Annotated in this window: 22 protein-coding genes; all 22 read right to left on the reverse strand. The window is 54.5% G+C overall.

Going from position 1 to position 19,636, the window contains the following annotated elements; all coding sequences use genetic code 11:
• Positions 1-11: 11 nt before the first annotated feature.
• Entirely contained in the window at positions 12-2,216 is a 2,205-nt protein-coding gene (locus tag M5G11_RS01500; RefSeq protein ID WP_273911882.1) for a hypothetical protein, read from the reverse strand.
• Positions 2,216-2,791 carry a virion core protein, T7 gp14 family gene (locus tag M5G11_RS01505; RefSeq protein WP_273911881.1) on the reverse strand — a complete coding sequence of 192 codons (576 nt, stop codon included), beginning with the start codon at positions 2,789-2,791 and terminating at the stop codon, positions 2,216-2,218. Before M5G11_RS01505 ends, M5G11_RS01500 begins: the two co-directional genes overlap by 1 nt.
• A 15-nt stretch (positions 2,792-2,806) precedes the next feature.
• Positions 2,807-3,247, reverse strand: coding sequence for a phage protein Gp13 family protein (locus M5G11_RS01510; protein ID WP_273911880.1), 441 nt, complete (start codon positions 3,245-3,247; stop codon positions 2,807-2,809).
• A 26-nt stretch (positions 3,248-3,273) separates the two neighbouring features.
• On the reverse strand, positions 3,274-5,658 hold the full coding sequence (locus tag M5G11_RS01515) for a phage nozzle protein (protein WP_273911879.1): 2,385 nt from the start codon (positions 5,656-5,658) through the stop codon (positions 3,274-3,276).
• Positions 5,659-5,680: 22 nt separating this feature from the next.
• Positions 5,681-6,259 (reverse strand): hypothetical protein, encoded by a 579-nt coding sequence (locus tag M5G11_RS01520; protein WP_273911878.1) that lies wholly within the window; start codon positions 6,257-6,259, stop codon positions 5,681-5,683.
• 82 nt (positions 6,260-6,341) lie between these two features.
• Positions 6,342-6,695, reverse strand: a complete 354-nt coding sequence (locus tag M5G11_RS27475) for an Ig-like domain-containing protein (protein ID WP_420793878.1) — start codon at positions 6,693-6,695, stop codon at positions 6,342-6,344.
• Positions 6,602-7,627, reverse strand: a complete 1,026-nt coding sequence (locus M5G11_RS01525) for a major capsid protein (protein ID WP_273911877.1) — start codon at positions 7,625-7,627, stop codon at positions 6,602-6,604. Before M5G11_RS01525 ends, M5G11_RS27475 begins: the two co-directional genes overlap by 94 nt.
• Positions 7,628-7,729: 102 nt before the next feature.
• Positions 7,730-8,671: a capsid assembly protein gene (locus M5G11_RS01530; protein ID WP_273911876.1), complete on the reverse strand. Its 942-nt coding sequence runs from the start codon at positions 8,669-8,671 to the stop codon at positions 7,730-7,732.
• A 32-nt stretch (positions 8,672-8,703) separates the two neighbouring features.
• Positions 8,704-10,329, reverse strand: coding sequence for a portal protein (locus tag M5G11_RS01535; protein WP_236238529.1), 1,626 nt, complete (start codon positions 10,327-10,329; stop codon positions 8,704-8,706).
• A gap of 10 nt (positions 10,330-10,339) precedes the next feature.
• The gene (locus tag M5G11_RS01540) at positions 10,340-10,591 is read right to left on the reverse strand and encodes a hypothetical protein (RefSeq protein WP_273911875.1); all 252 of its coding nucleotides are present in this window, start codon (positions 10,589-10,591) and stop codon (positions 10,340-10,342) included.
• 21 nt (positions 10,592-10,612) lie between these two features.
• Positions 10,613-10,885, reverse strand: coding sequence for a DUF5476 domain-containing protein (locus tag M5G11_RS01545; protein WP_048731862.1), 273 nt, complete (start codon positions 10,883-10,885; stop codon positions 10,613-10,615).
• A gap of 11 nt (positions 10,886-10,896) precedes the next feature.
• Positions 10,897-11,145 (reverse strand): phage protein, encoded by a 249-nt coding sequence (locus M5G11_RS01550; protein ID WP_048731864.1) that lies wholly within the window; start codon positions 11,143-11,145, stop codon positions 10,897-10,899.
• A 147-nt stretch (positions 11,146-11,292) separates the two neighbouring features.
• On the reverse strand, positions 11,293-12,171 hold the full coding sequence (locus M5G11_RS01555; RefSeq protein ID WP_273911874.1) for a hypothetical protein: 879 nt from the start codon (positions 12,169-12,171) through the stop codon (positions 11,293-11,295).
• Positions 12,172-12,376: 205 nt separating this feature from the next.
• Complete coding sequence (locus M5G11_RS01560; RefSeq protein ID WP_273911873.1) at positions 12,377-12,721, reverse strand: hypothetical protein; 345 nt, start codon at positions 12,719-12,721, stop codon at positions 12,377-12,379.
• Positions 12,722-12,744: 23 nt separating this feature from the next.
• Positions 12,745-14,892 carry a DNA polymerase gene (locus M5G11_RS01565; RefSeq protein WP_273911872.1) on the reverse strand — a complete coding sequence of 716 codons (2,148 nt, stop codon included), beginning with the start codon at positions 14,890-14,892 and terminating at the stop codon, positions 12,745-12,747.
• Positions 14,879-15,331 carry a hypothetical protein gene (locus M5G11_RS01570; protein ID WP_273911871.1) on the reverse strand — a complete coding sequence of 151 codons (453 nt, stop codon included), beginning with the start codon at positions 15,329-15,331 and terminating at the stop codon, positions 14,879-14,881. The genes M5G11_RS01565 and M5G11_RS01570 overlap by 14 nt, the downstream gene beginning before the upstream one ends.
• 90 nt (positions 15,332-15,421) lie before the next feature.
• Positions 15,422-15,616, reverse strand: coding sequence for a hypothetical protein (locus tag M5G11_RS01575; RefSeq protein WP_273911870.1), 195 nt, complete (start codon positions 15,614-15,616; stop codon positions 15,422-15,424).
• An 11-nt stretch (positions 15,617-15,627) separates the two neighbouring features.
• The gene (locus M5G11_RS01580; RefSeq protein ID WP_273911869.1) at positions 15,628-17,322 is read right to left on the reverse strand and encodes a DnaB-like helicase C-terminal domain-containing protein; all 1,695 of its coding nucleotides are present in this window, start codon (positions 17,320-17,322) and stop codon (positions 15,628-15,630) included.
• Positions 17,309-17,863, reverse strand: coding sequence for a hypothetical protein (locus tag M5G11_RS01585; protein ID WP_273911868.1), 555 nt, complete (start codon positions 17,861-17,863; stop codon positions 17,309-17,311). The genes M5G11_RS01580 and M5G11_RS01585 overlap by 14 nt, the downstream gene beginning before the upstream one ends.
• 81 nt (positions 17,864-17,944) lie before the next feature.
• Positions 17,945-18,391, reverse strand: a complete 447-nt coding sequence (locus M5G11_RS01590; protein ID WP_273911867.1) for a peptidoglycan recognition protein family protein — start codon at positions 18,389-18,391, stop codon at positions 17,945-17,947.
• Positions 18,392-18,394: 3 nt separating this feature from the next.
• The gene (locus M5G11_RS01595; RefSeq protein ID WP_273911866.1) at positions 18,395-18,844 is read right to left on the reverse strand and encodes an endodeoxyribonuclease; all 450 of its coding nucleotides are present in this window, start codon (positions 18,842-18,844) and stop codon (positions 18,395-18,397) included.
• A gap of 2 nt (positions 18,845-18,846) precedes the next feature.
• On the reverse strand, positions 18,847-19,542 hold the full coding sequence (locus tag M5G11_RS01600) for a DUF2815 family protein (RefSeq protein WP_273911865.1): 696 nt from the start codon (positions 19,540-19,542) through the stop codon (positions 18,847-18,849).
• Between the last annotated feature and the right edge of the window lie 94 nt (positions 19,543-19,636).

Here is a 19,636-nt window from a genome sequence, read left to right on the forward strand (position 1 = left end):
CTTTAATTAGGTCATTGTTTGCGGGCACCTCCGAGGATGTACCGGTCATGTAGCTCTTGATCTTTTTGGGCAGACTTCACGTTCTTGTCGAAGGCCGCTTGTTTCTGCTGTGCAGCACGATCCCGCGCAAGGTTGCCAAGAGCGTCCTTACTGATTCGGAGTCGGCGCCCGGTGAGGGACTGAATGATGATGTTGCCTTGGGTCGCTGTGACGGTTAGGCCACCCGCTCCCCAGTCAGCGTCTTTACGAAGGTTCTGCATGGTTTCGTCGATGATCGACTTGCCGGTCTCCCAGGAAGTGACATCGTTAACGTCCGTCATGAGGTCCCGCTTACTGACCATCCCGTGGAAGCTGTTCGAGCTGAAGGTGCCCTTGTCGTCAGTGAACGACACAGCGGTTTTCTTCAGGTACTCCGAGACTGCACTTGCTGCTTCGTTGGAGTCACCGGACCGCAACGTCACCGCATCGAATACCTGACGGGCTTGGCTCTCGAACTGCCCAGGGATGAACTTCAGTTCCTTGTAGCCGCTGTCATTCTTGACCGAAGACCACTGCTCATCTCGAAACTTAGACTCGTCCTTACTGAGCCCCTTCTTGGACTTCTCGGCGTCTATCAGGATTTGTGGATCAATCCCCGATTCCGCTGAATACCGAAGCTTTTCAAGGAGGCCCGCTTGATCCGGGAAGAGCTGGGCGATGGTTGAAGGATCTTGCTGATAGGCAGCTTGAAGCTCCTTCAGGCGTGGCATGTCCTCGGTCGGTTCAGGGTTAAGCAAGGCTCCCTGCCATTCCCGAGAGGCGTCCGTTAAGAGGGTCTTGAAGTTCTCTTGAAACGGCCCCTTGTCGTAGTCAGCGCGAAGCAACGCAGCCTTCATTGCGGACTTACTCTCTTCGGGGATAGACATAGCGTTGATCTGATTCAGCTTATTGGCCGCATAGGTCGCCATGTCGCTCTCTTTGAACTCCCCGGTGTTGGCATTCACTGGGAGGAACTTGGGGGATACCGCGACGTTCTCCTGGCTCATTCGGCGGGTGTAAGCGTCATCAATGACAGCCTGACGGTTGTCTGCCTGGGCTGCTTGTTGCAACTTCAAGAGACCCGCCTGTGAGTCCTGGGCGACCTTAGCAATCATCTGTTTCTTCGCGTCGATCAGCTTTTGACGTTGAGGCGTCATTTGCTCGCCTGTCTGAATCCAGTCGTTCCCCTGCTCAAGCTTGTTGAGAGCCTGCCAGCCAGCGGCGGGGTCTGCCTGATGGACCGCGTTCGCAAGGCCCAGCTCGAACTCTTCGTTGCGCTTTGAGTTGCGCGTATAGGTGGACGTAGCGGCCTTCATTTTCAGGTTGTCCATCATCTCAGGACCCAACAAATCGGAGACCTTACGCTGGCCCCCGTAGACGTTGATTGTCTTGTCTCCCAGGTTGTCCAGCAGCGTCACACCGCCGTCCTTCTCTACAGCCGCTGAGGCCACTCGTTGAAGTGCCTGGACTGCATGGCCGTCACTTGGGAACACACCAGTCTTCAAGTTGTTATTGAAGTAGCTCGCAAAGTGTTCCGCGCTTGCAGGGTTCCCCAGGATCTTTGGGTCATCCAACATCGGCTGTAGGTCAGCCTGTGTCTCAAGGACTGCTTGGGTCTCAAGGTTCTTCGAGAGGAATTGCGAATGCAGGTCGTAGACGGCTGCGTTTCGTTGCGTGATGTCTGAGTTGAAACCCTGCTGGTACATGGAGTCATTGGGATCAATGCCCGCCATCTCCGCGTAATTCTTAGCCTTCTGTTCCATGCGAGTCTGGCGCCATTCATCCAGCTCTTTACGGGTTCGAAAGGTCCCCTTCTGGATTTCCGTCTGGACCTCATTGTCCACCTCGTAGGCGGCGTTGCGGCCCGACTTGAGGCGCAGTTGCTGCATTGCATCCGGGTCATCTGCATAGAGTAAAGTCCCCTCCCCGATTGCCTGTCGGCGCTGCTCAGGAGTTAGCTTGCGGATAATTTCGTTCGAGCGTTCATCGGCCTGGGACTTACGGTTCTGCGCATAGGAAGCAAAGGCATCCCCGCCAGCTTTCACGAAGTTCCGCATGGCATCCCCAAGAGAGGTGTCCGTGGTTTGAGGCCTTATGCGGGCAGCCTGATAGCCTGTACCCGACCCCGGACGGAAGCCTTGACGGCCTCCTGTTGTTTGGGCTGATTGGCCCAGTGCCTGTGCAATTTCATTAGCCATTACGCTGTCTTACCTCCCTGTGGTGTTGTTGCTGCCGTTCCCTTACCAACCTTCCCACCAGCAGCCATGTAGGCACTCCCACCGGAAGTCACGATATTCAGGGCGTTGGCGATGTTGTTCACCTTGTAGTTTTTGCCACCTGCACCACGCACAGCGGCCTTAGCGTTCTCAGAGCTACCCACGCGATTCGCAAAGATCGCCTGATAGTCCCGCTCGTAGTTTTCGGTAATGTTCATCTTCTGCGCCGACGCATCGTTGGCTACAGAGTTCTTGATGCGGTCCATTGAGTTGCCTGCAAGACCAGACTCACCCACAGCAGCATTGATGGTCCCTTGGTTCCGTAGGGCCTGTAGGTTCACCTCTGTGAGCTGACGGCGCGCTTCATCGTGTTTGTCCACAGAGGCAAGCTTTGCGTCGTTATCGGCGAAGTTGGCTTGTTTCACGATTTCGTTTTGAGACTTACGTTCGTTGTCCGTCATCTGGCCCTTCATCTTGGCGCCTTCAGATGCACTCATTGCCGCACTCATTGCACCGATAATGGCAACGGTGGCGATACCGCCAGTCGGGTCACACATAAAGCGATCCTCCTTCTATAACCAAAATTGTTTGAATTGAAACCCTGCTGGACTCATTGAGTTCTCTTTGGCGAACGTCGCGCCTAAGGACTCCAAAAGCCGAATATGGGCATGGTTCGCAGTGGATACGCAGTTCGAATATTGAAAGTTTTGAATACTCTCAAGCGAGCGATAGTGTTCTTTGAGAATGCGGTAGAACTGGAACCGTTGGGACCGCGTCAGCATATGGACCACGTTGGTTGTCACGAACCAAATTATCCCGTTCCCGTGCCCACCCACGGCCAGCACGAGGGCTCCGCATTTAATCGCGTGTGTCGTAGCGTCCAAGGCGTCAGTAAGAACTTCAACAGGACACTTCGCATCCCCATGCAGCGCTCGGAACTCCGCAAGATCGCCAGGGGATAAATCGTTGGCGGCGGCTCGAAGGTCAGCCTCCGTTGCTTTCACTTTGTACATTTTTCCTCCTTGTGTTTGTTATCTCCTTACACGCCGCTTGAACGGCGCATGTAGTTGCCCTCCCAGCCACACCCGATGATGTTCAGGGGGACCGGCGCATAGGACGAAAGGGTGACGCTTTGAACCTTGGCATTACCTGTCACCGGGAACTTGTACTGCCCAGTGCCCAGCGTGAGCCCGCCAAGTACCGCTTCAGTACCCACGCGACCGCCTGCCATCACGTACACAAACTGGGAAGACCCGTTGTTCACGTTGATTTCAAAGGCACCGGAAGAGTCGTAGTTGACCCAGGCACGGCGTAGCTGAAGGCGTCCGATGTCCTCGGTGTTGGTCGTACCGTCATCCGCTGTCTGCTTGATGAGAAACTTCGAGAACTCATACTGGAAACCGTACTCATGGCCGATGATGAAAGTCGTGCCCATGCGATTCCCGACGAACCTGATACGGTCGTCTACGTTCCAGTTGTCCGAGGTGTGGCGCTCTAAGACGCCTTTAGGGTCCAGCGTGTAGAACACTGAAAGGGAATCAGGGACGCCCCCGTAGATGTCGCTGAGACTTGCATAGGTCTCGTTCAAGTCCTCGTCGTACCGCGTCGGCATCATCAGCTTCTTCATGTCCATATAGGCGCGGTAAGGCTCCTGCATGTAATCCACGGTGTCCGCTGTGAACTCGATACGCTCAAGGCACATACCTACACCCACACGCTCATTGAGTAGATACATGTAGGAGCCAATGCAGTCAGCGGCCAGGACCCGGTTGTTGATACCGAACTCCCAGTGCGACCACGATTGCTGCACCAGCTCTTCCTTGAGGTAGAGAAACTTGTAGATGTAAACCTTGTTCTCTTCGGTGTCCGAGAGGATGGAGACGAAGTTTTCAGTGCCTGACCCATGGATGTGATAGATCACGTTTTGCAGGTAGCTTGGGACGTGTGAAGAGATGTCTTCAGCCGACTTCACGTCGCTCACATCCTGTACCGCGTAGTAACGCTTGAGGCTCGTGTAGGCCGCTCGTGGTGCAGCGAAGTAAACACCCCGCCCGATGCCAAAAGGCCGCGCTCCGTCGCTCACGTCGAACTCTGTGGTGAGGTCCAACTGGGCCGTCTTGGTCGACATGATCCCTTGAGAGGACAGAACGAACTGAGCCTGATCAGACCACAGCAGCAACTGTTCAGAGAACGGTACGGCGTACTTGAGGATGCTCACCCGGTTGTGACTGATCGCTACGTCAATAGGATCGTCGTCACTGATGGAGCTGACAGAGGCCGGGAAGAAGTTGAAATACTTCGAGGTACGCGACATCACAACGTTTTCACCCGAGAGGAAGCCGAGGCGATTCCTAAAGAAGAAAATGTCATTGATCGTCGCGTCCACAAACGAAGGCATTGGGTTCGTCAGGTCATCCCCACAGGTTCTGTCGGGCCACGTTAGGACCTTCCAATCGAACTGGCCGTCAGCAGCGCGGACCAAGGCGTGAGGCATTGAGGTCGGCTCAATCCCTGTGATGATCCCCGGCTTTACTGTCTCCTTCCACACCTGACCTGCCGCGTCGAAGCGGACCCAATAGTTATCCCCGGTGCGCGATGCCTCCCCTGTGATTTCCACGAGGTATCCGTCAATGCACTGCGCAGGCAGCTTGCCGAACGTTTGGACCTGATAGATGAACGAGTTGAGCAACTGGTTAGCGTAACCGTCCTCGGTCTTCACGGTCTTGATGTTGTTGTTCGCGGCTGTCACCACGATCCAACCTTGACCGGCCTGAGCGGTAATCCCATGGGGAACACCGTTGGTGTTGATCTGTGCGGCCATCTGAGTAGCGATGTATCCGGCGTCTGTCTGCTCCACCTGGGGCGGATTGGTCACCACCGAGTCACCCACGGGCATCTTCAAGATTGCCAGTTGAATATCGTTGATGAGTATCTTCAGGGTTCGCCCGTACTGACCACCCCGAACGTTGATTACACAGCGCCGCGTCATCGAACCGTAGTCAGCATGGGTCCGCGCGCTTTTCATTGCGGTCAGCTTGTTGCGGTTGGCAACGAACGTGTAGTCAGCGATGGTGATTAACCGCAGGTCATTCCGAGGATGCTCACAGTTGGCATACCCGTTGTAGCCCCGGACGCTGTAGCGGTTCCCCTTGAGGTCAGCGACTTCAACGCCCTGCCCTGTGAACACCATGAAATACTGCTCGGATGCATCACGGTTCACGAGGTGGATAAGAGGTTTCGCCCCGAACATTCCGACAGCACCCAAACGCTTCACAAAGGTGGTCGGGGGTCGCTTCTGTAGGCCCTCAGTTTCAGAGGACCACCCGTTGATTTGAAGCTTGCCTTGGTTACTGAAACGCAAAATATCCGGTTGTTGCGATATACCTCCTTTAAGGTTCTTAACACTTTGGGAAACAAGACCCATGCAGTGACCTCCTTGTTATTAGTTAACGGGAGATTCGGCCACCAGTCCATGCATCACCATCGAGCATGTTGTAGTTACCATAATCAAGTTCGTACTCCTGGCACTCAGCCCAGGCGGTTGCCTCCTGTTCCTGTAAGGACCCTTCAATCTCACCGGCCCCAAAGAACCGAATGTTGAAACGCCTGGATGCCTTAGCGACGATGTAAGAACGGAAACACTCAGGCATCTCTTGGTACTCCCGAAGGCGAACCAGAGACACAGTTATGGGTGCCGTAAATACATCGGTCTTCGCCGCGCGGTCGTAAAGGAACCCACCACGATTTGAATAATTACCTGTTGTGATTTTCAGGTAATCGCTGAGGTAGTTAATGAGCCCCGAAAAACTATCAGGGGTTAACGTTGCGTCCTCTTCGATATTGAAAGCCCAGCCTTTAGATTGGACTTCACGATTTACTTGGTTGAGTAAGCGACGACAGTTAGCCACATCGGCGTTCGGGTCCCCTTCCAGGGAACTAACAGGCGACTCGCCAATAGCTGCAAGCATGTCGTTAACTGCTGACAACTCATCGTCGGACTCAATGAATGATTCGAGGCTTGCCATATGGCCCTCCTGAAGTTAATTGCAGGAAACAAAAAGCCCCTCTAACCCTTTAAGAAAACGGGATGAGGGGCTTTAGGTGGTTTTAGGAGGCAGCGGGCACAGTCACTGCGCAGTTCTTAGAGAAAGAGCCATCTACAGTTGTGCATGTAATCCCAGCGGTTCCTTGAGCAACGGCCGTAACGACTCCCGCAGAACTCACAGTAGCCACAGCATCATTGCTGGACTTCCATGTGACAGAAGTATTAGTGGCCTCAGCGGGCGCAACGGTAGCCGTCAGGGACTTAGAGTTTCCGATTTGGAGAGTCATGGTCGCTTGGCTTAGCGTTACGCCAGTTACTGAGGTCAGGCCGCTGTGAAAACCAATGCACCCGCAGCTTCTGGACGCAGACCGCCGTGGCCCATTGCGTAGCGACCAATGATCTGGTCTGCCTGGAATTCAGGACGGCGGGCACGTTCCAGAGCCATATCCTTCAGCTTCACGGTGCCCACAGCCGAACGGTGGTTGAACAGTGCGACCACGTTATCCAGGGCCACCTGTACGTCACCGCCAGTGGTCTCAGGGAAGGCATGCTTACGGTTGGTGCCTTGACGGTCATCACCCGCGCCGCCCTCAGTCAGGTGTGGCACTTCGATGATTTCGAAGCCCATCACGTTCTTGATGTTGCCAGTTTCAGGATCGGTCAGCGCCGAGAAGTTAGCAGCGTTAGGCAGCAATGCGGCCAGGATAGCGCTGTAGTATTCAGGCTTGGTGTAGACCTTACGATCTTGAGCAGGCACATAGTTGCGGGTCAGTTTCGCACGGGCAACGGTGAGGGCCTTCAGGATCGCTTTACCCAGTGCCTCGGCGTCAGCTTCCAGAGTGGCCTTAGAGCCGATCTTGAGAACGGTCGCAGTGCCCAAGCCTTCGATGTTTTCGTTAGCAGCGGCTGGCAAGTTGCACAGCTTAGCCATCTCAGCCAATACAGCACCGTCCGCAGCGATAGCCAGAGCCTCGCCCAGTTGAGCCGAATATTCAGCACCAACATCATAGTGGTTCATGGCGTTCTCAATATCGAAGATCAGAACGTCCGAAGCCAGCAAGCCGTCGATGGTGATAACTTTTTCGGCATGCTTAATATCGCCACGCTTGTCATCCAGGTTCTCACCGGCTGCAAGGTAGTAACCAGCAGTACGGCCCATAACCGGGAACGAAGCGGACTTACCGTTTTGAATGGTACGGACCATATGTTTGTCCATGGTTACAGCCCGACGCATGAAAGCAGTCAGAACTTCACCACCGAAAACTTTTAGAAAGTTAGCCAGTTTGTCCGCATCGGTAACGCCTTTGCCTTGGTTCTTACCAATCTGTTGACCTTTTGCATTTGCCATGTATTAGTTCTCCTTATTCAGTTATCTCCGGGCGCAGAAAGGCCTTCAGACGGATGTCCGAAAGTATCTTTCTGTTATAGTGGGGGTTTTAAATACGAGGTCTTACCAAGAGGCGGCGAGTACCTTATTGCGAACTTCCTGGGTGTACTTAGCGTCTCGACCATAGCGCGGGTCGTTCATCGCTTTAACCATATCGGTTTGAGTAGCAAAGCCCTCAGCTTGTTGAGAAGGGGCACGGCCCGCAGGTGTTGCATTACGGCGGTTCAAAGTTCGCTCAGGCTGCTTACCGAACTTCTTAGCCTGACTTGCCATGCCCAGGTTGATTACCGTTTGAACGGTGTTCAGGTCCCGGCGCTCAATGGCGTCGTACAGCGAGTCCATGGACTTCGGGGAGTTGGCCTTGAGGTGGGCCAGCACGCGGTCGAATTTCTCCTTGCCGCCTGCGTACGCCACGATCTTGGAGACATAGGCTTCTGCGACAGCCTCCTGGCCCTTCATGAACGAATTGACGAAGCCAGCGGAATAGCCAGCCTTAGCCAACTGCGCATACGAGTCTTCGGAGAGTTTCCCGTCAGCTTCGTATTCTTCCTCGATACGGGCCGCAACCTCAGCAGGAAGACCCGCTTTGATGGCCTGGGCGCGCATCTCATCGAAACCCGTGGAGTATTCTTCAAGCTGATTCGATGCTTCGGTTAGCTCCGCGTCAGGATCACCAAGGGGCGTAAAGCCGTCCTCTTCCTGCTCAGCCTCACCGCCTTCCTCGTCTTCTTCGCTTTCGTCGCCCTCTTCGCTTTCGTCGCCCTCTTCTTCGTCTTCGCTGGATTCCTCTCCCTCGTCGCCGTCCTCGGTTTGGTCTTCCGAGTCCACTGCAAGGTCAATAGAGGTGTCACCGTCCCGCGTTGCCACGTCCAGGGCCAACATGTTCTGTGCGTGTTCAGCAGGATCGCTGGAAGACATCACTGCGCTATTCACGCCGAAGGATGCATAGACGTCAGCGGATTGGTAAACGTGGCCCACGGCCAGAGCCAGCATGTTGAATCGCATAGGGTCTCCTTATGTATTGTTGAGATGTTCTGTCAGGCCCCGATAGGGCCCGCTTGGATGCCAGCTGTGTCCATGGCTGACTGCATGTTTTCCGGGCTTGCGGTTGCTTGTGCAGCCACACCCGCGCCGAGACCTTGAGCAGCAGCCTGACCACCTTGGGCGACCATCTGTTCTGCTTGGCGTTTGGCCTTATCGGCGTCCGTGAGCAGGAGCCCAGCGGTGTCCATACCAATAGCGTTGGCGAGTCGAATCTTGAGGTTACTCATGTTGATGTCGGGGTCTTGCATCAGCGGTGCAATTGCTTGCAGGCCATTGAAGAACTGAGTCAACTTGTCGAGGTCTTGACCACGGCCAAGAGCTTCCAGGCCGGTGCTAACAGTCGGCTCTACGGCCTCCTTGGGCATGTCTGGAATCTGAGAGGTGGCCTGAAGTTGGTTCAGCAAGATCCGCACAAGCGGCAACTGAAGCTCCTGGGAGAGAATCGAATAGACCCCGCCAAGAGTGTCCTCAAGCTCGCTTGCCACGTACCGAATCTCTTCAGCAGTCACACGCTCGCCCGACCGCTGTACGGCTGAGTTCAGCATGAAGACATAGGCAAGCCGGGACTCAATGGCATCTGCTACGGACTTAGCGACCGTGAAGTCAGCAGTCTTTTCGAGCTGCAAAAACTCAATGTCCTGCTTCCGGCCAGCTACGAAGTCGCCTGTTTGGGCCTTGGTCAAGCGCCGCACTTGGGTCATGCCATTGGGGTTAACCAAGCCCACGATCTTCGAGGCGATCATTGAAAACTTGATCATGGATTCGTGAAGGTTCTCCAGGGACGTTAAGTCGCCCAGGTATTCCTCACAGTGGGAGCGGCCATAGTTTTCACCGTCCCGTTTGGTCCATCTCACAGCGATCCAGGGGACAGCATCAGGTGGGTATTGCCCGTCAGTGCCATCTATTTCCTCGCCGTCCACTTCCTGATAGCTCAAGAAGTCACCTGACTCATCGTCAAGGTAAACGTGTGTGTAGACCTCCACTTCTTCATCGGGCTTCTTATCGCCACCATCAGAGAGGGAGTTACGGACATCTTCAGGAAGGGCCGCATAGGCCACCTTGTCCAACGTGACTATCTGCAAGACGTTCCCGAAGGAATCGCGCTGCACCACGTAGGAACTCAGGGGATACAGCTTCATCGGGTTGTAGCCCGTAGAGCTTGCGTCCGGTTGTGGTAGGTGAAGGCATCCATTGCCTGCCAGTGCCAACTGTCGAATCAGCTCAAAGAGCGTCACGCGGTAGCTGTTGGCTTCCATGAAAGACATCATGATTCGCTCAACCATGCCCAGGCCCTGCTCAACCACTGCCAACTGCTCAGGATCAGTAACCAGTTGCTTTGCCTGCCACTCGGATACTTTCAGCTTCATCCAGCTTTGCAGCGGGAACAGTGCGAGCATCACCTTGGCGGACAGGTTGTTAAGACCACGGGCACCCACTGCCTGCCACGGTGTGGTGTAGTCAGTCGAGGCGTTATCAGAGGTCTTTGGGAACAGCGAGGGGATTGTTACTTTTGCGCAGTTTTCAGCGCGGGTCTCGTAGGGAACACGGTCATTCTTCAAGCGGTCATAGACTGCCTTGGCCGATTCCTCTCCAAGCCCTGTGCGAGCCGTAGAGGCCATAGAGACCTCCTTAGATGTTCAGACCGGTCCCCTGGCTGCGTGATACGGAAAGGGCTCGTTTACCCTTGGCCTTGGCGGCTCGTTTCGCCGCTTCGCTATCGCCTTCTTCGTCAGCCGTCTTGTCCTCTTTCGGGGCTTCGACTTGTGCGGCAGCGGGAGCCGGTGGCTCAACAGCAGCAGCTACCGGGGCGGCTTTAGGTTTTTCATCACCCCCGATGAGACCACCTGTTGCTTTCTTGAATACTTTCTTGAAAAAACCCATTGGTTCCTCCTTGTCGTTTTATTAACCTCGTTTAAGGGCTCGTTTAACGGATGAACTTGAAGTTGCCTTCTTGGCAAGTCCTGTGTCCTTTGCGACCGCAGCGGCTGGCGTACCATCGCCCTGGTCTTCCTTTTTAATCTTCAAGTCTTTAATGCCATCGGTTGTTTCCGACTTATCGCTATCACTGCCGTCACCAAACTCAACACCCTTCGGTGGTTCTTCCATTACGGGAGCTGGAGCAGCAATAGTTGACGGGTCGACCTTTGGCTGTTTGGCCTTAGATGAGAAGCACATAGAACCTCCTGTCATTCTTCTTCGGTTGGAGTGTTCCGCTGCTCCTGCATCAATTCGATAATCTCAGTGACAGCAGTCATGCCCTCAAGGAACCCGCCAATGAATGACTCGGAGTAGCCCGACTTTCGGAGGTCCTCAAGTACACCAGTACGGATTAGATAAGAAGCATTGCAGCGGACGTTAAGGTATTGCGCGGAAGCATTCGGAATATCAGGGATGTTTTCAGGATCACTGATTACCGCTTGAATATCATTTAACACAAGAATGACACCTCCTTTATCGGAGACGAAAAGATGCCTTTATGAAGACAGAAACTTTCAGTCTCCTATGGTTATAGTGGGTGCTTTAAAGCCTGATCAGGGACACGCCCAGGAACACACCGAAAGTGAGGCCCGTGAAGAATATCTCTACGGCTTCCATAGAATCGGCTTCTTATTCTCATGGTCCCAGTCCGACCATCGAAGGATTCGAGCGACCTGGGCCTGCTGCAAAAGCTCAGCCTCAGTCATGCCCTTAGAGGCAGCTAACGAAACCATGCAATCCCACAGCGTTTCCGTTTCGGTCGGGGCACGGGAAGCCCAGTAGGCAACCTCTTCGCCCTTCCGTGGCCCGGACTTCATGACCTTTTTAGCCTCGTAGAAGTACAGCGGGGAATCCAAGAACTCTTCAGCGACCACAGGACCCACACCGGGAATCCCCGAGTAGCCATCTGTCACGTCGCCTATGAGGGTCTGGTACATGTGATAACGATCTGCCTGGGCTTCGCTGTTGCGCATCATCTTGCCCTTAGTGAGCCACATGAACATGCCTGGGACCGTGTTGAAGTCCTTGTCGCAACTTGCGGAGACCACAGCGACACAGCCAGCCAGCGCTGGGTTGGTCATCAAAATCCCGCAAACGTCATCACCCTCTACGCCATCCCATCGGAACGCATTGTCGCCGTAGTGCTGCATACAGGCTTCGACAAAGGCCGGGTATCCCACAGGCTTACGCTTGCCTTTACGGTTCGCTTTGTAGGTCGGCAAGACCTCCTTACGGAAGTTGTCGTTGCCCGAGATGATGCACAGCGGGACCAGCTCGAAGGGCTTCTTGTTCTTCTTACGGATGTCCGCTTCGATGCTCGCCAGGATGGACTTAATGGTCCCGCCCAGGATGCCCCGAGCTTTCGCGTGGTCGCACTCAAGGGACCAAATGTCGTCTCCCCAATCCTGCTCATGCTCGCTTACAGTCATCGCTTCGAAGATCAGGAAGTCCATGTCGAGGGCCACTCCGATACGAGCGGTCATTTAGCACCTCCATGTTTCTGCAAGAACAACTGACCCGCTGTAGTCAGCGACCAGACGCCCATGTTTCGTCCGTCAGTGGACACACAAGAGATGTGGCCCCGTGAAGCTGCCTCAGAGACGCCATGTGCATTCTTCCGGTAGAAGTCGGATTGGAACGTGCGGGCTTCCTTTTTGATGGCGTAGAGCATCCGAATGTATTCGCCCATCAGGACACCTCAGGGCGATCTTTAAACACCACCTTCACTGGGCTGACCCGCGCACTTTTCTTGTCAGTGCAGTTATCCCGAGCGAGTTCACGCAAAGATTCCTGAACGTGTTCACGAGCGCCCGAACGCATCAGGAACTTGATCACCTCTTCGTCGCTATCGTCGCTCAACATACGGCGCACGGTTTCCAGCTCAAGCTTGGTCATCTTCTGGTCATTGAGTTCCTTCCCGTGCTTCACCGCAACTCGTGCCATGTCGCGGGATACGCGAAACGCAGTAAGATCAGACTCTTGAATTACCACGCGAACATCGGCGGATACGTTGAAGTTGAGAGTTAAAGCCATGGTTAGGTCTCCTTAATTATTGGTTAGTGACATTCGCGCCAAGTCGGCCCGATCTTTCCTTCTGTATCGAGGACACAGCGAAACCCGAAGGACTCGCCTACGTTGCGAATGGCTTGCTGAGCAGCGGCCACACAGACCTCCCCAATCTCTTGGGTGCGTGCAGCAATCTGTAATTCGTCGTGGACCCATGCCATGAAGCAGAAGTCGCCATCCCATCCATGGATGAACCCGTGGTCCTCCATAAGGAGCCTTTCGGTTTCTACTACCCACGCCTTGCAGATGAGCGCACCGGCTGACTGAAGGAGTGTGTTGAGGGCGCTGTGAGGTGAGCGGACGTGAATCTTTCGGCCATCCAAGCCCTTGATCCAACGGCGCTTCCACTTGATGTCAAACTTGCGAAGGGCTTGGTTCCACTTCTGGTCTGAGATAAGGGAGTCTTCGAGGGCTGCTCGGAGGTCAGCGATAACGGGCGTACCTTCAAGGAAGGCTTTCTTCAGCTCCTTACCGCGCTTCGCACCACCCCCAACGATGGACCCAATCTTTGCGTCACCAGCGCCATACAAGAACGCATAGATGAACGTCTTCGCCATGTCCCGCCAACGGTCGTGGTCGTGATTGGCCTTGTCTCGGATAGTCGCCTGACAGATGCCAGCAGCCACCCCGTTAGCCCAATGCACGTCACCGTTAAGCACCTGATCGGCGTAAGCACCATCGTCGTACTTGGCGCCAAAGTGGCCCAGGCAGCGAAGCTCAAGGCCCGAAGCATCCACGCCAACCTGCACGCAGTTCTCCCAGCCCTTAAAGCGCTTCCGAGCGAAGACCGCGCCAAACAAAGCACGGCACTCAGGCCCGTAAGGACTCTTGGCGCTGGGCACCTGGCCCATGTTTGGATAGCTGTGAGTTGCACGCCCAGTGACAGCGCCGTTGGGGTTGATAGAGCCGTGCATTGAGCCGTCTGAACGAACCAGTCGCATCCATGCGTTATCCCCTTCGGCCAGCATCCCGATTCGCTTTTGGATCATCAGGTAATCGCGGACCAAGGCGATGCACGCTTGGGCGTCAGGGTCAGCAACGGTCACGCCTTCAAGCGTCTCGTCGTCAACCTTCGGCGCGCCCTTATCAGTGAATTCGGTGGGCTCCCATCCTGCGATCTTGAGGACCCGTATGAGGTGCGCACCAGATGCAGGATTGAACGTAACGAACTCGACAGGCGTATATGGGGCACCTGCGAAAGTCTCCCGCGTGTCCTTCTTCTTGCCGTCTTTGAGGTAAACACCGCCCACTTTCGGATACTTGACCCGAGGCATTGGGCGACCGTCAGACCACTTCTCAAGGGCCTTACCGGTCTTAGGGTTTATGAACAGCTCATTACCGCCCTTGGGTTGATACCAAGAACCGAATGTCTTGATGAGCTTCACCAAGAGGTCAGAGCGTTGGCCTGCAAGATCCGCATAGAGCCTTTCAGCACCGTCAGAGTCGAACGGGAAACCGTTGCGCTCCATCTGAGCCAGAGCCCACGCTGTTTCATGCTCAAGATGAACCGCACGGATTGACTGCATCCAGTGTTCACCATTGGGAGCAAGCCCAGCGGGGAAGTAGTACGGGTCAGACATCAACTTGGTGACAAGCTTGGTCGTGACCACAACGTCCTGAACGCAGTAGTCCTGCATGGCGCGGGACCAGTTCTTCCATTCGAGACCCGGCGTGTACACGGTGCCATCTGCAAGACACTGGGCCTTGAAGTCGGTCGTGTACTCCCCTTTCATCTCGCCTAAGCGATAGCCCCAAGCTTCCAAGGCATGAGACCCAAAGCGATTACCTGGGAGTCGCCCGGTTCGCAATAAGCCACCATCTGTGTCCCGTAGATTCGCGTGGATCAGTCGGGACAGGACAAGGGTGTCCATGACCTTCTTGCGAGGGATGTTGAGGCGCTTACCGAAGTATTGGCGCTTTAGCTTGTCGAGGACCGGGATGTCGTACTTGATCCCGTTATGGAAGACCACGAGGCCATCCGGCTTGGCTGCTTCAGCTTCGAGCTGGGCGATGTATCGCTTGAGCTGGTCAGGACCGAACTCGAAGACCTCACCGGTGAAATAATCCTTGCTGACCCCACAGTGAAACTTGCTGACGTTCTCAAGGAGCCCGTCCGTCTCAATGTCAGAAGTCAGCATTGGACGTTACCTTGATGCAGCTCAGCGGCAGCCACAGTCCTTGCGTACGGGCCGTACCGCGCATCTCAAAGTGAACGGCCCAGCCGGAAAACCCCTTCAGCTTTTCGGATTTTTCAGAACCTGGCGCGATCCATTCCGAGGACTCTACGGTGAACACAAACTTGCGATACATGTACGCGTTCAGGAAGTGCCCAGGAGGCAGGGAAGTCACGGTGAACGAAGCCCCATCACGTACAGGACTGGTGCGCTTTTCAGGAGGCGTAAGAAGTTCTTGAAGCTGCTCCTTGAACAACTCCAACTCAGTCTTCGCCGGGGCGATCCAACGAGGCTCTCGCTGAAGGTGGACCTTCGAGTCGTCGTAGGCATAACCCAGCGATTCCAGCAGCTTTACAGCAAGTTCACCTTTACGCAGGTGGGCGCGTACTTTTTGATTGTCCACAGTGAATCCTCCAAAAGAATTGGTGACGGGTTGGGTGTTCGAAGTAAGGTTGAACGAAGAGTCCCCGTTACGGAGACCCTTGAGTCACTCTTAGATCAGAGCTTTCAATGCTTTGGCCTTGGCTGCCAACTGAGTCGCGTCTGCTTCTGCTCGGTAGCTTTCAACCGTCAGTCGAGCAGCTTTCACCACCAGTTCACGGCGGCGGTCATCGGCTTTCTGTGCGGAAGTAACGAGGGCGGTATGCAGCTTGGTCAGGACGTAGGTGTAGAGTCGAACGATGCTCATAGGGAATCTCCTTAATAGTCAGTAGGGGTTGATGGCTCTTCCTCTTCGCCCGCCCAGCCGGTGTCACCCTCAGGTGTCCAGCCATCGGGGGTCTCGTCGAGCCATCCGGTTTCTTTGTTGTAAATGAGGTAACCAGCTACGCCAGTGTCCCCAGTGAAGCGGCACTTCAAGACCCTAATCGTGACCACGTTGGGGTTGTCCCCTTGTTGGTTACGCTCCATGGCAATGATGGTGTCACTGAGCTGTCGTAGAGAGCCGGAACCGCGAAGGTCCGTAATGGAAACCTGACGGCCTTCTTCGTGGGCCTTCCCTTTCTCGGGGTTCTTCAGGTGGCAAATAACGACCATGAGAATGTCGTTGGTCTTGGCGAAGGTCTTCAGCTTGGTCATGAGGCGGTCGATGGTCTTGCGCTCATCACCGTTGTCATCCATGCCCGAAACCACGATAGAGATGTGGTCCAGCACGATCACCTTGCAGCCCTGCCCCTTCACCATGTAGTGAAGCTTCGACATCAAACGGTCTTCTACGGATTCCGCGAAGGAGTCGTAGAGAAACAGCTTGTCCGTCTCAAAGATGGCGTCAAAGGCAGCGTCAAACTCTTCCTCTGTGGTGCCATCAGGGTTCTGCCTATAGCGCTTCCGCATGTGCAGGCCCACGAGGTCCTCTACGGTTTCCTCAACGGACTCTTCAAGCATCGCGACGCCTACTTCGAGGCCGTGTTGCTGGAACCAGTTGTAGACGTTCTGGCGCACAAAGGTGGACTTACCCATGCCTGACCCGGAAGTCACCATAAGCAGCTCACCGGCCCGTGCATCCTTGGTCATCCGGCGCAGCTCAGCAGGACCCGCCAGGGGAATCCGTGGGATGTCTTGCTTGTTCTTAATGCGGGACTTGAGGGACTTCGCGGAGACCACGCCGTCAGGAACGAAAGGGGCGGCATTCCACATTGCATCCATGACAGCCTTTGCTTGGCCGTTCATAACGCATTCGTTTGGGTCCTTCATGGGCAAGACAGCGATCTTCACCTTGCCAGCGGGAAGCACCTCAGCAGCATCCATTGCCGCTGCGCGCCCAACGTCATCCATGTCAAACATGAGGATGATTTCGTCGAACGTATCGAGGTACTCATAGTTCTTCGCGCAGGCTTTACGGGCACTTGGGGCGCCTGTAGGCAAGGACACAACGGGATACTTCCCGCCTTGCAACTGGGCAACTGTCAGGCAATCAATCTCACCTTCCGTGATGATGATCTTCTTGCCGCCCGACCACAGGTGCTTACCGAAGAGGCAGTCAGCCCCGTGCTTGCCTGTAGATGAGAAGTTCTTGTCAGCGTCTCGAATCTTCTGGCCTACCAAGTTCCCGTGTTCGTCACGGTAATCAGCGACCTGAATATTCTTCCCGCTATGGGTCTTGCCTACCCAGTATCCGTACTGTTTGCAGATGGCCTGTTGCAGACCTCGCTTGGGCAAGTCCTGAAAGCGCCCTTGGTGATCGCCCATCGCCATAGTGCCGTTCGCCCGCATGGTGGACGCTCGGGTCGTGTGGCCCTCTGAGCCATCGCCAGGGGTGTGGTGCTGACACACAAAGCAGTAGGTATGCCCGTCTGAGTAAGTCGCCATGCCATCGCTGGATGAACACTCATCGATGTTCGTGCAAGGACCCTTGAAGAGCAGTTCGCTTTCCGGTAGATCCTCAGAACGGTCCATTAACACCGCCCACAGGAACCTCCATGGTTTCCCCGGTTGCCCGACGATTGCGGAGGTCCAAGAACTTGGCCTGCATCTTCTCCAGGCGCTTCAGCGAGTAGTCTTTACGAACAGCCGCCAAAGTGGACCAATGGGTCTGCCCCACAAAACGAACATGTGCCCCGTCGATTCCGTGATGAATCCCCGAGATAACGAACTGGTTCAGGTTGAAGTCGAAAGCATCAACGGCTTCGCTGACATCCGTGCAGTCGTAAAGGCAAACATCAATGTTCGTGCCTTCGACCTTGAAGACGCCGATGATGCGGTCGGAAGAGGACTCGTTGTAGAAGTGAATGACAGAGTGTGCGACCCCTGCCTTTTCAAGAATCGAAGAGGCATACAACTTGTCGTCGCAGCAGATAATCACGTCAATATCTTTAGGAGTGACCCCAAAGTAAATATCACGGGCCGCACCACCCGCGATAATGCTGGGGACGCCTTCTTTCTGGAACAATTCACATAGGTCAAAAGCCCCTTGCATAGTTGCCCGATTAACAGACATAGGTAATCCTCCTAAGTTAAGAGGTGAAAGTGCTGTTAAAGCGAACCTCTTCAGGTCCGCCATACAGTTGCTTGATGGGTATTACGCAGGAGTTCTCTTAAATGCCCATTCGGCCACATCAAAGGACGGGCAGGCTTTGCCAGAGTCGAGGTCTCTATGGCCTTTAAGAGTTGCGTTGGGATACAGCGGCACAAGGGTCTCCCAAACCAAAAGGTCCAGGGCTTTCCATTGGGCATCTGTGAAGTTGTTCTGAGGCTTCAAGTTGTCGTCAACACCACCAACAAGACACACACCGACAGAATCGGAGTTGCGGCCTTTAACGTGGGACCCGACGACATCATGCGGACGGCCTGTTTCAACAGTTCCATCTCTACGGATGATGTAGTGATAACCAACGTCAAGCCAGCCTTGTTGTACATGCCACTGACGAATCTCACGCAGGCCAATGTCCATAGAGGGACGTGTAGCCGCGCAATGAAGAACGATAAGGTTTGTCACCTCCCGCTGTTTAAATTGGACACGGGCCATTAGTTACGCTCCTTTCTCTTTCAGAATTCCGTCAGGAATCTGTTTCTTCTTCTCCTTCATCCAGGCCAGTGGGACCAGCTTGTCTGCGAATTGAATATTGTGTTTCTCACACCACGCCCCATAAGTTGTGGGTGAGCCCTTGTAGAGCTTCGCCTTGCTCGATGAGAAGACCAGTCGAATATCAAGCTGGGGATATTGTTCACGCAGCAACAAGTGCTTTTTGCGGTCTTCAACTTCCCAAATCCCTTTACACTCAATGATGATTCCGTTCCCCAGGATGAAGTCCGGGAGATACTTAGCGACTCGTGCAGGGATCGTGTAGTTAATCCAATGCTGCTCAAAGGTGTAAGGGATACCGTGCTTGTCCATCAGTTCGCTATTCTTCTCTTCCAGACCTGACCGAAAGGAACTTGCAGTTCTTCGGGGTCCGGCGTAGCGACCGAATGCGGCCACTGTTAGAAGTCGCCGTCGTTGTCATCCGGGATTTCTTCCTCAGCGTGACCACGGGAGCTGGCTTCTTCGCCCTCTTCCCATTCACTGGAATCGTCAGCGGAGTAGCCACCCTCTTCCACATCATCAGCCCAGTCGTTACCGCCATCGAACTCTTTCAGGTTCAGCAGCATTACGCTGTCGATTTGCAGCTTCACGGAAGCACCGGCCACGGCAGTCCAGCCATACGGGAACAGAGTGAACTTCACTTTCAGCTCCGAGCCACCAGCGATGGCCGGAACGTTGTCGATACGCTTACCTTTGGAATCGACCACCTTCAGAGGAATCGCTTTGTTCTCCTGAGTGTTCTTGTCGATGTACGAGGCGTAACCCTTGACTTTGAAGGTCACAGTGCCGTCACCGTTATCCACGAAAGGCATATCGCCCTCGTATGGCAACAGCGGCTTTTTACCGCGTGGAACCACTGGCGGATTCTTCTCATGCTCAGCCAAGAGTTTCTTGTAGTTGGCTTCATGTGCCTGAACGATCTTATCAATCAGCGGCTGAGCCACACGGGAAGGAACGGTGAGGTCAACTTTCCAGAGGCCCCGAGGATTGCCGAAACCCTTTTCAGGATTGCCATAGTCCGGTTTCTGAAGGGAGCAGTACGGTTCTGCGATACCTTTAGGGGTGGTGAAAATTTCTTTGCGTGGACCTGCCATAGTTATGGGTCTCCTTATTTGATTACCTGAATTGAAGGCACAGGAGTCCGCTCAAGACTTTTAATGGTCTCAAGTGAAATGTCTGTACTTTAAG

This window comes from Pseudomonas fontis, from assembly GCF_028656955.1.
In the GTDB taxonomy this organism is placed as follows: domain Bacteria; phylum Pseudomonadota; class Gammaproteobacteria; order Pseudomonadales; family Pseudomonadaceae; genus Aquipseudomonas; species Aquipseudomonas fontis.

Coding starts and splice junctions, on each gene's coding strand:
- M5G11_RS01500 (WP_273911882.1), bottom strand. CDS start 2,216: ATGGCTAATGAAATTGCACAGGCACTGGGCCAATCAGCCCAAACAACA.
- M5G11_RS01505 (WP_273911881.1), bottom strand. CDS start 2,791: ATGTGTGACCCGACTGGCGGTATCGCCACCGTTGCCATTATCGGTGCA.
- M5G11_RS01510 (WP_273911880.1), bottom strand. CDS start 3,247: ATGTACAAAGTGAAAGCAACGGAGGCTGACCTTCGAGCCGCCGCCAAC.
- M5G11_RS01515 (WP_273911879.1), bottom strand. CDS start 5,658: ATGGGTCTTGTTTCCCAAAGTGTTAAGAACCTTAAAGGAGGTATATCG.
- M5G11_RS01520 (WP_273911878.1), bottom strand. CDS start 6,259: ATGGCAAGCCTCGAATCATTCATTGAGTCCGACGATGAGTTGTCAGCA.
- M5G11_RS01525 (WP_273911877.1), bottom strand. CDS start 7,627: ATGGCAAATGCAAAAGGTCAACAGATTGGTAAGAACCAAGGCAAAGGC.
- M5G11_RS01530 (WP_273911876.1), bottom strand. CDS start 8,671: ATGCGATTCAACATGCTGGCTCTGGCCGTGGGCCACGTTTACCAATCC.
- M5G11_RS01535 (WP_236238529.1), bottom strand. CDS start 10,329: ATGGCCTCTACGGCTCGCACAGGGCTTGGAGAGGAATCGGCCAAGGCA.
- M5G11_RS01540 (WP_273911875.1), bottom strand. CDS start 10,591: ATGGGTTTTTTCAAGAAAGTATTCAAGAAAGCAACAGGTGGTCTCATC.
- M5G11_RS01545 (WP_048731862.1), bottom strand. CDS start 10,885: ATGTGCTTCTCATCTAAGGCCAAACAGCCAAAGGTCGACCCGTCAACT.
- M5G11_RS01555 (WP_273911874.1), bottom strand. CDS start 12,171: ATGACCGCTCGTATCGGAGTGGCCCTCGACATGGACTTCCTGATCTTC.
- M5G11_RS01560 (WP_273911873.1), bottom strand. CDS start 12,721: ATGGCTTTAACTCTCAACTTCAACGTATCCGCCGATGTTCGCGTGGTA.
- M5G11_RS01565 (WP_273911872.1), bottom strand. CDS start 14,892: ATGCTGACTTCTGACATTGAGACGGACGGGCTCCTTGAGAACGTCAGC.
- M5G11_RS01575 (WP_273911870.1), bottom strand. CDS start 15,616: ATGAGCATCGTTCGACTCTACACCTACGTCCTGACCAAGCTGCATACC.
- M5G11_RS01580 (WP_273911869.1), bottom strand. CDS start 17,322: ATGGACCGTTCTGAGGATCTACCGGAAAGCGAACTGCTCTTCAAGGGT.
- M5G11_RS01585 (WP_273911868.1), bottom strand. CDS start 17,863: ATGTCTGTTAATCGGGCAACTATGCAAGGGGCTTTTGACCTATGTGAA.
- M5G11_RS01590 (WP_273911867.1), bottom strand. CDS start 18,391: ATGGCCCGTGTCCAATTTAAACAGCGGGAGGTGACAAACCTTATCGTT.
- M5G11_RS01600 (WP_273911865.1), bottom strand. CDS start 19,542: ATGGCAGGTCCACGCAAAGAAATTTTCACCACCCCTAAAGGTATCGCA.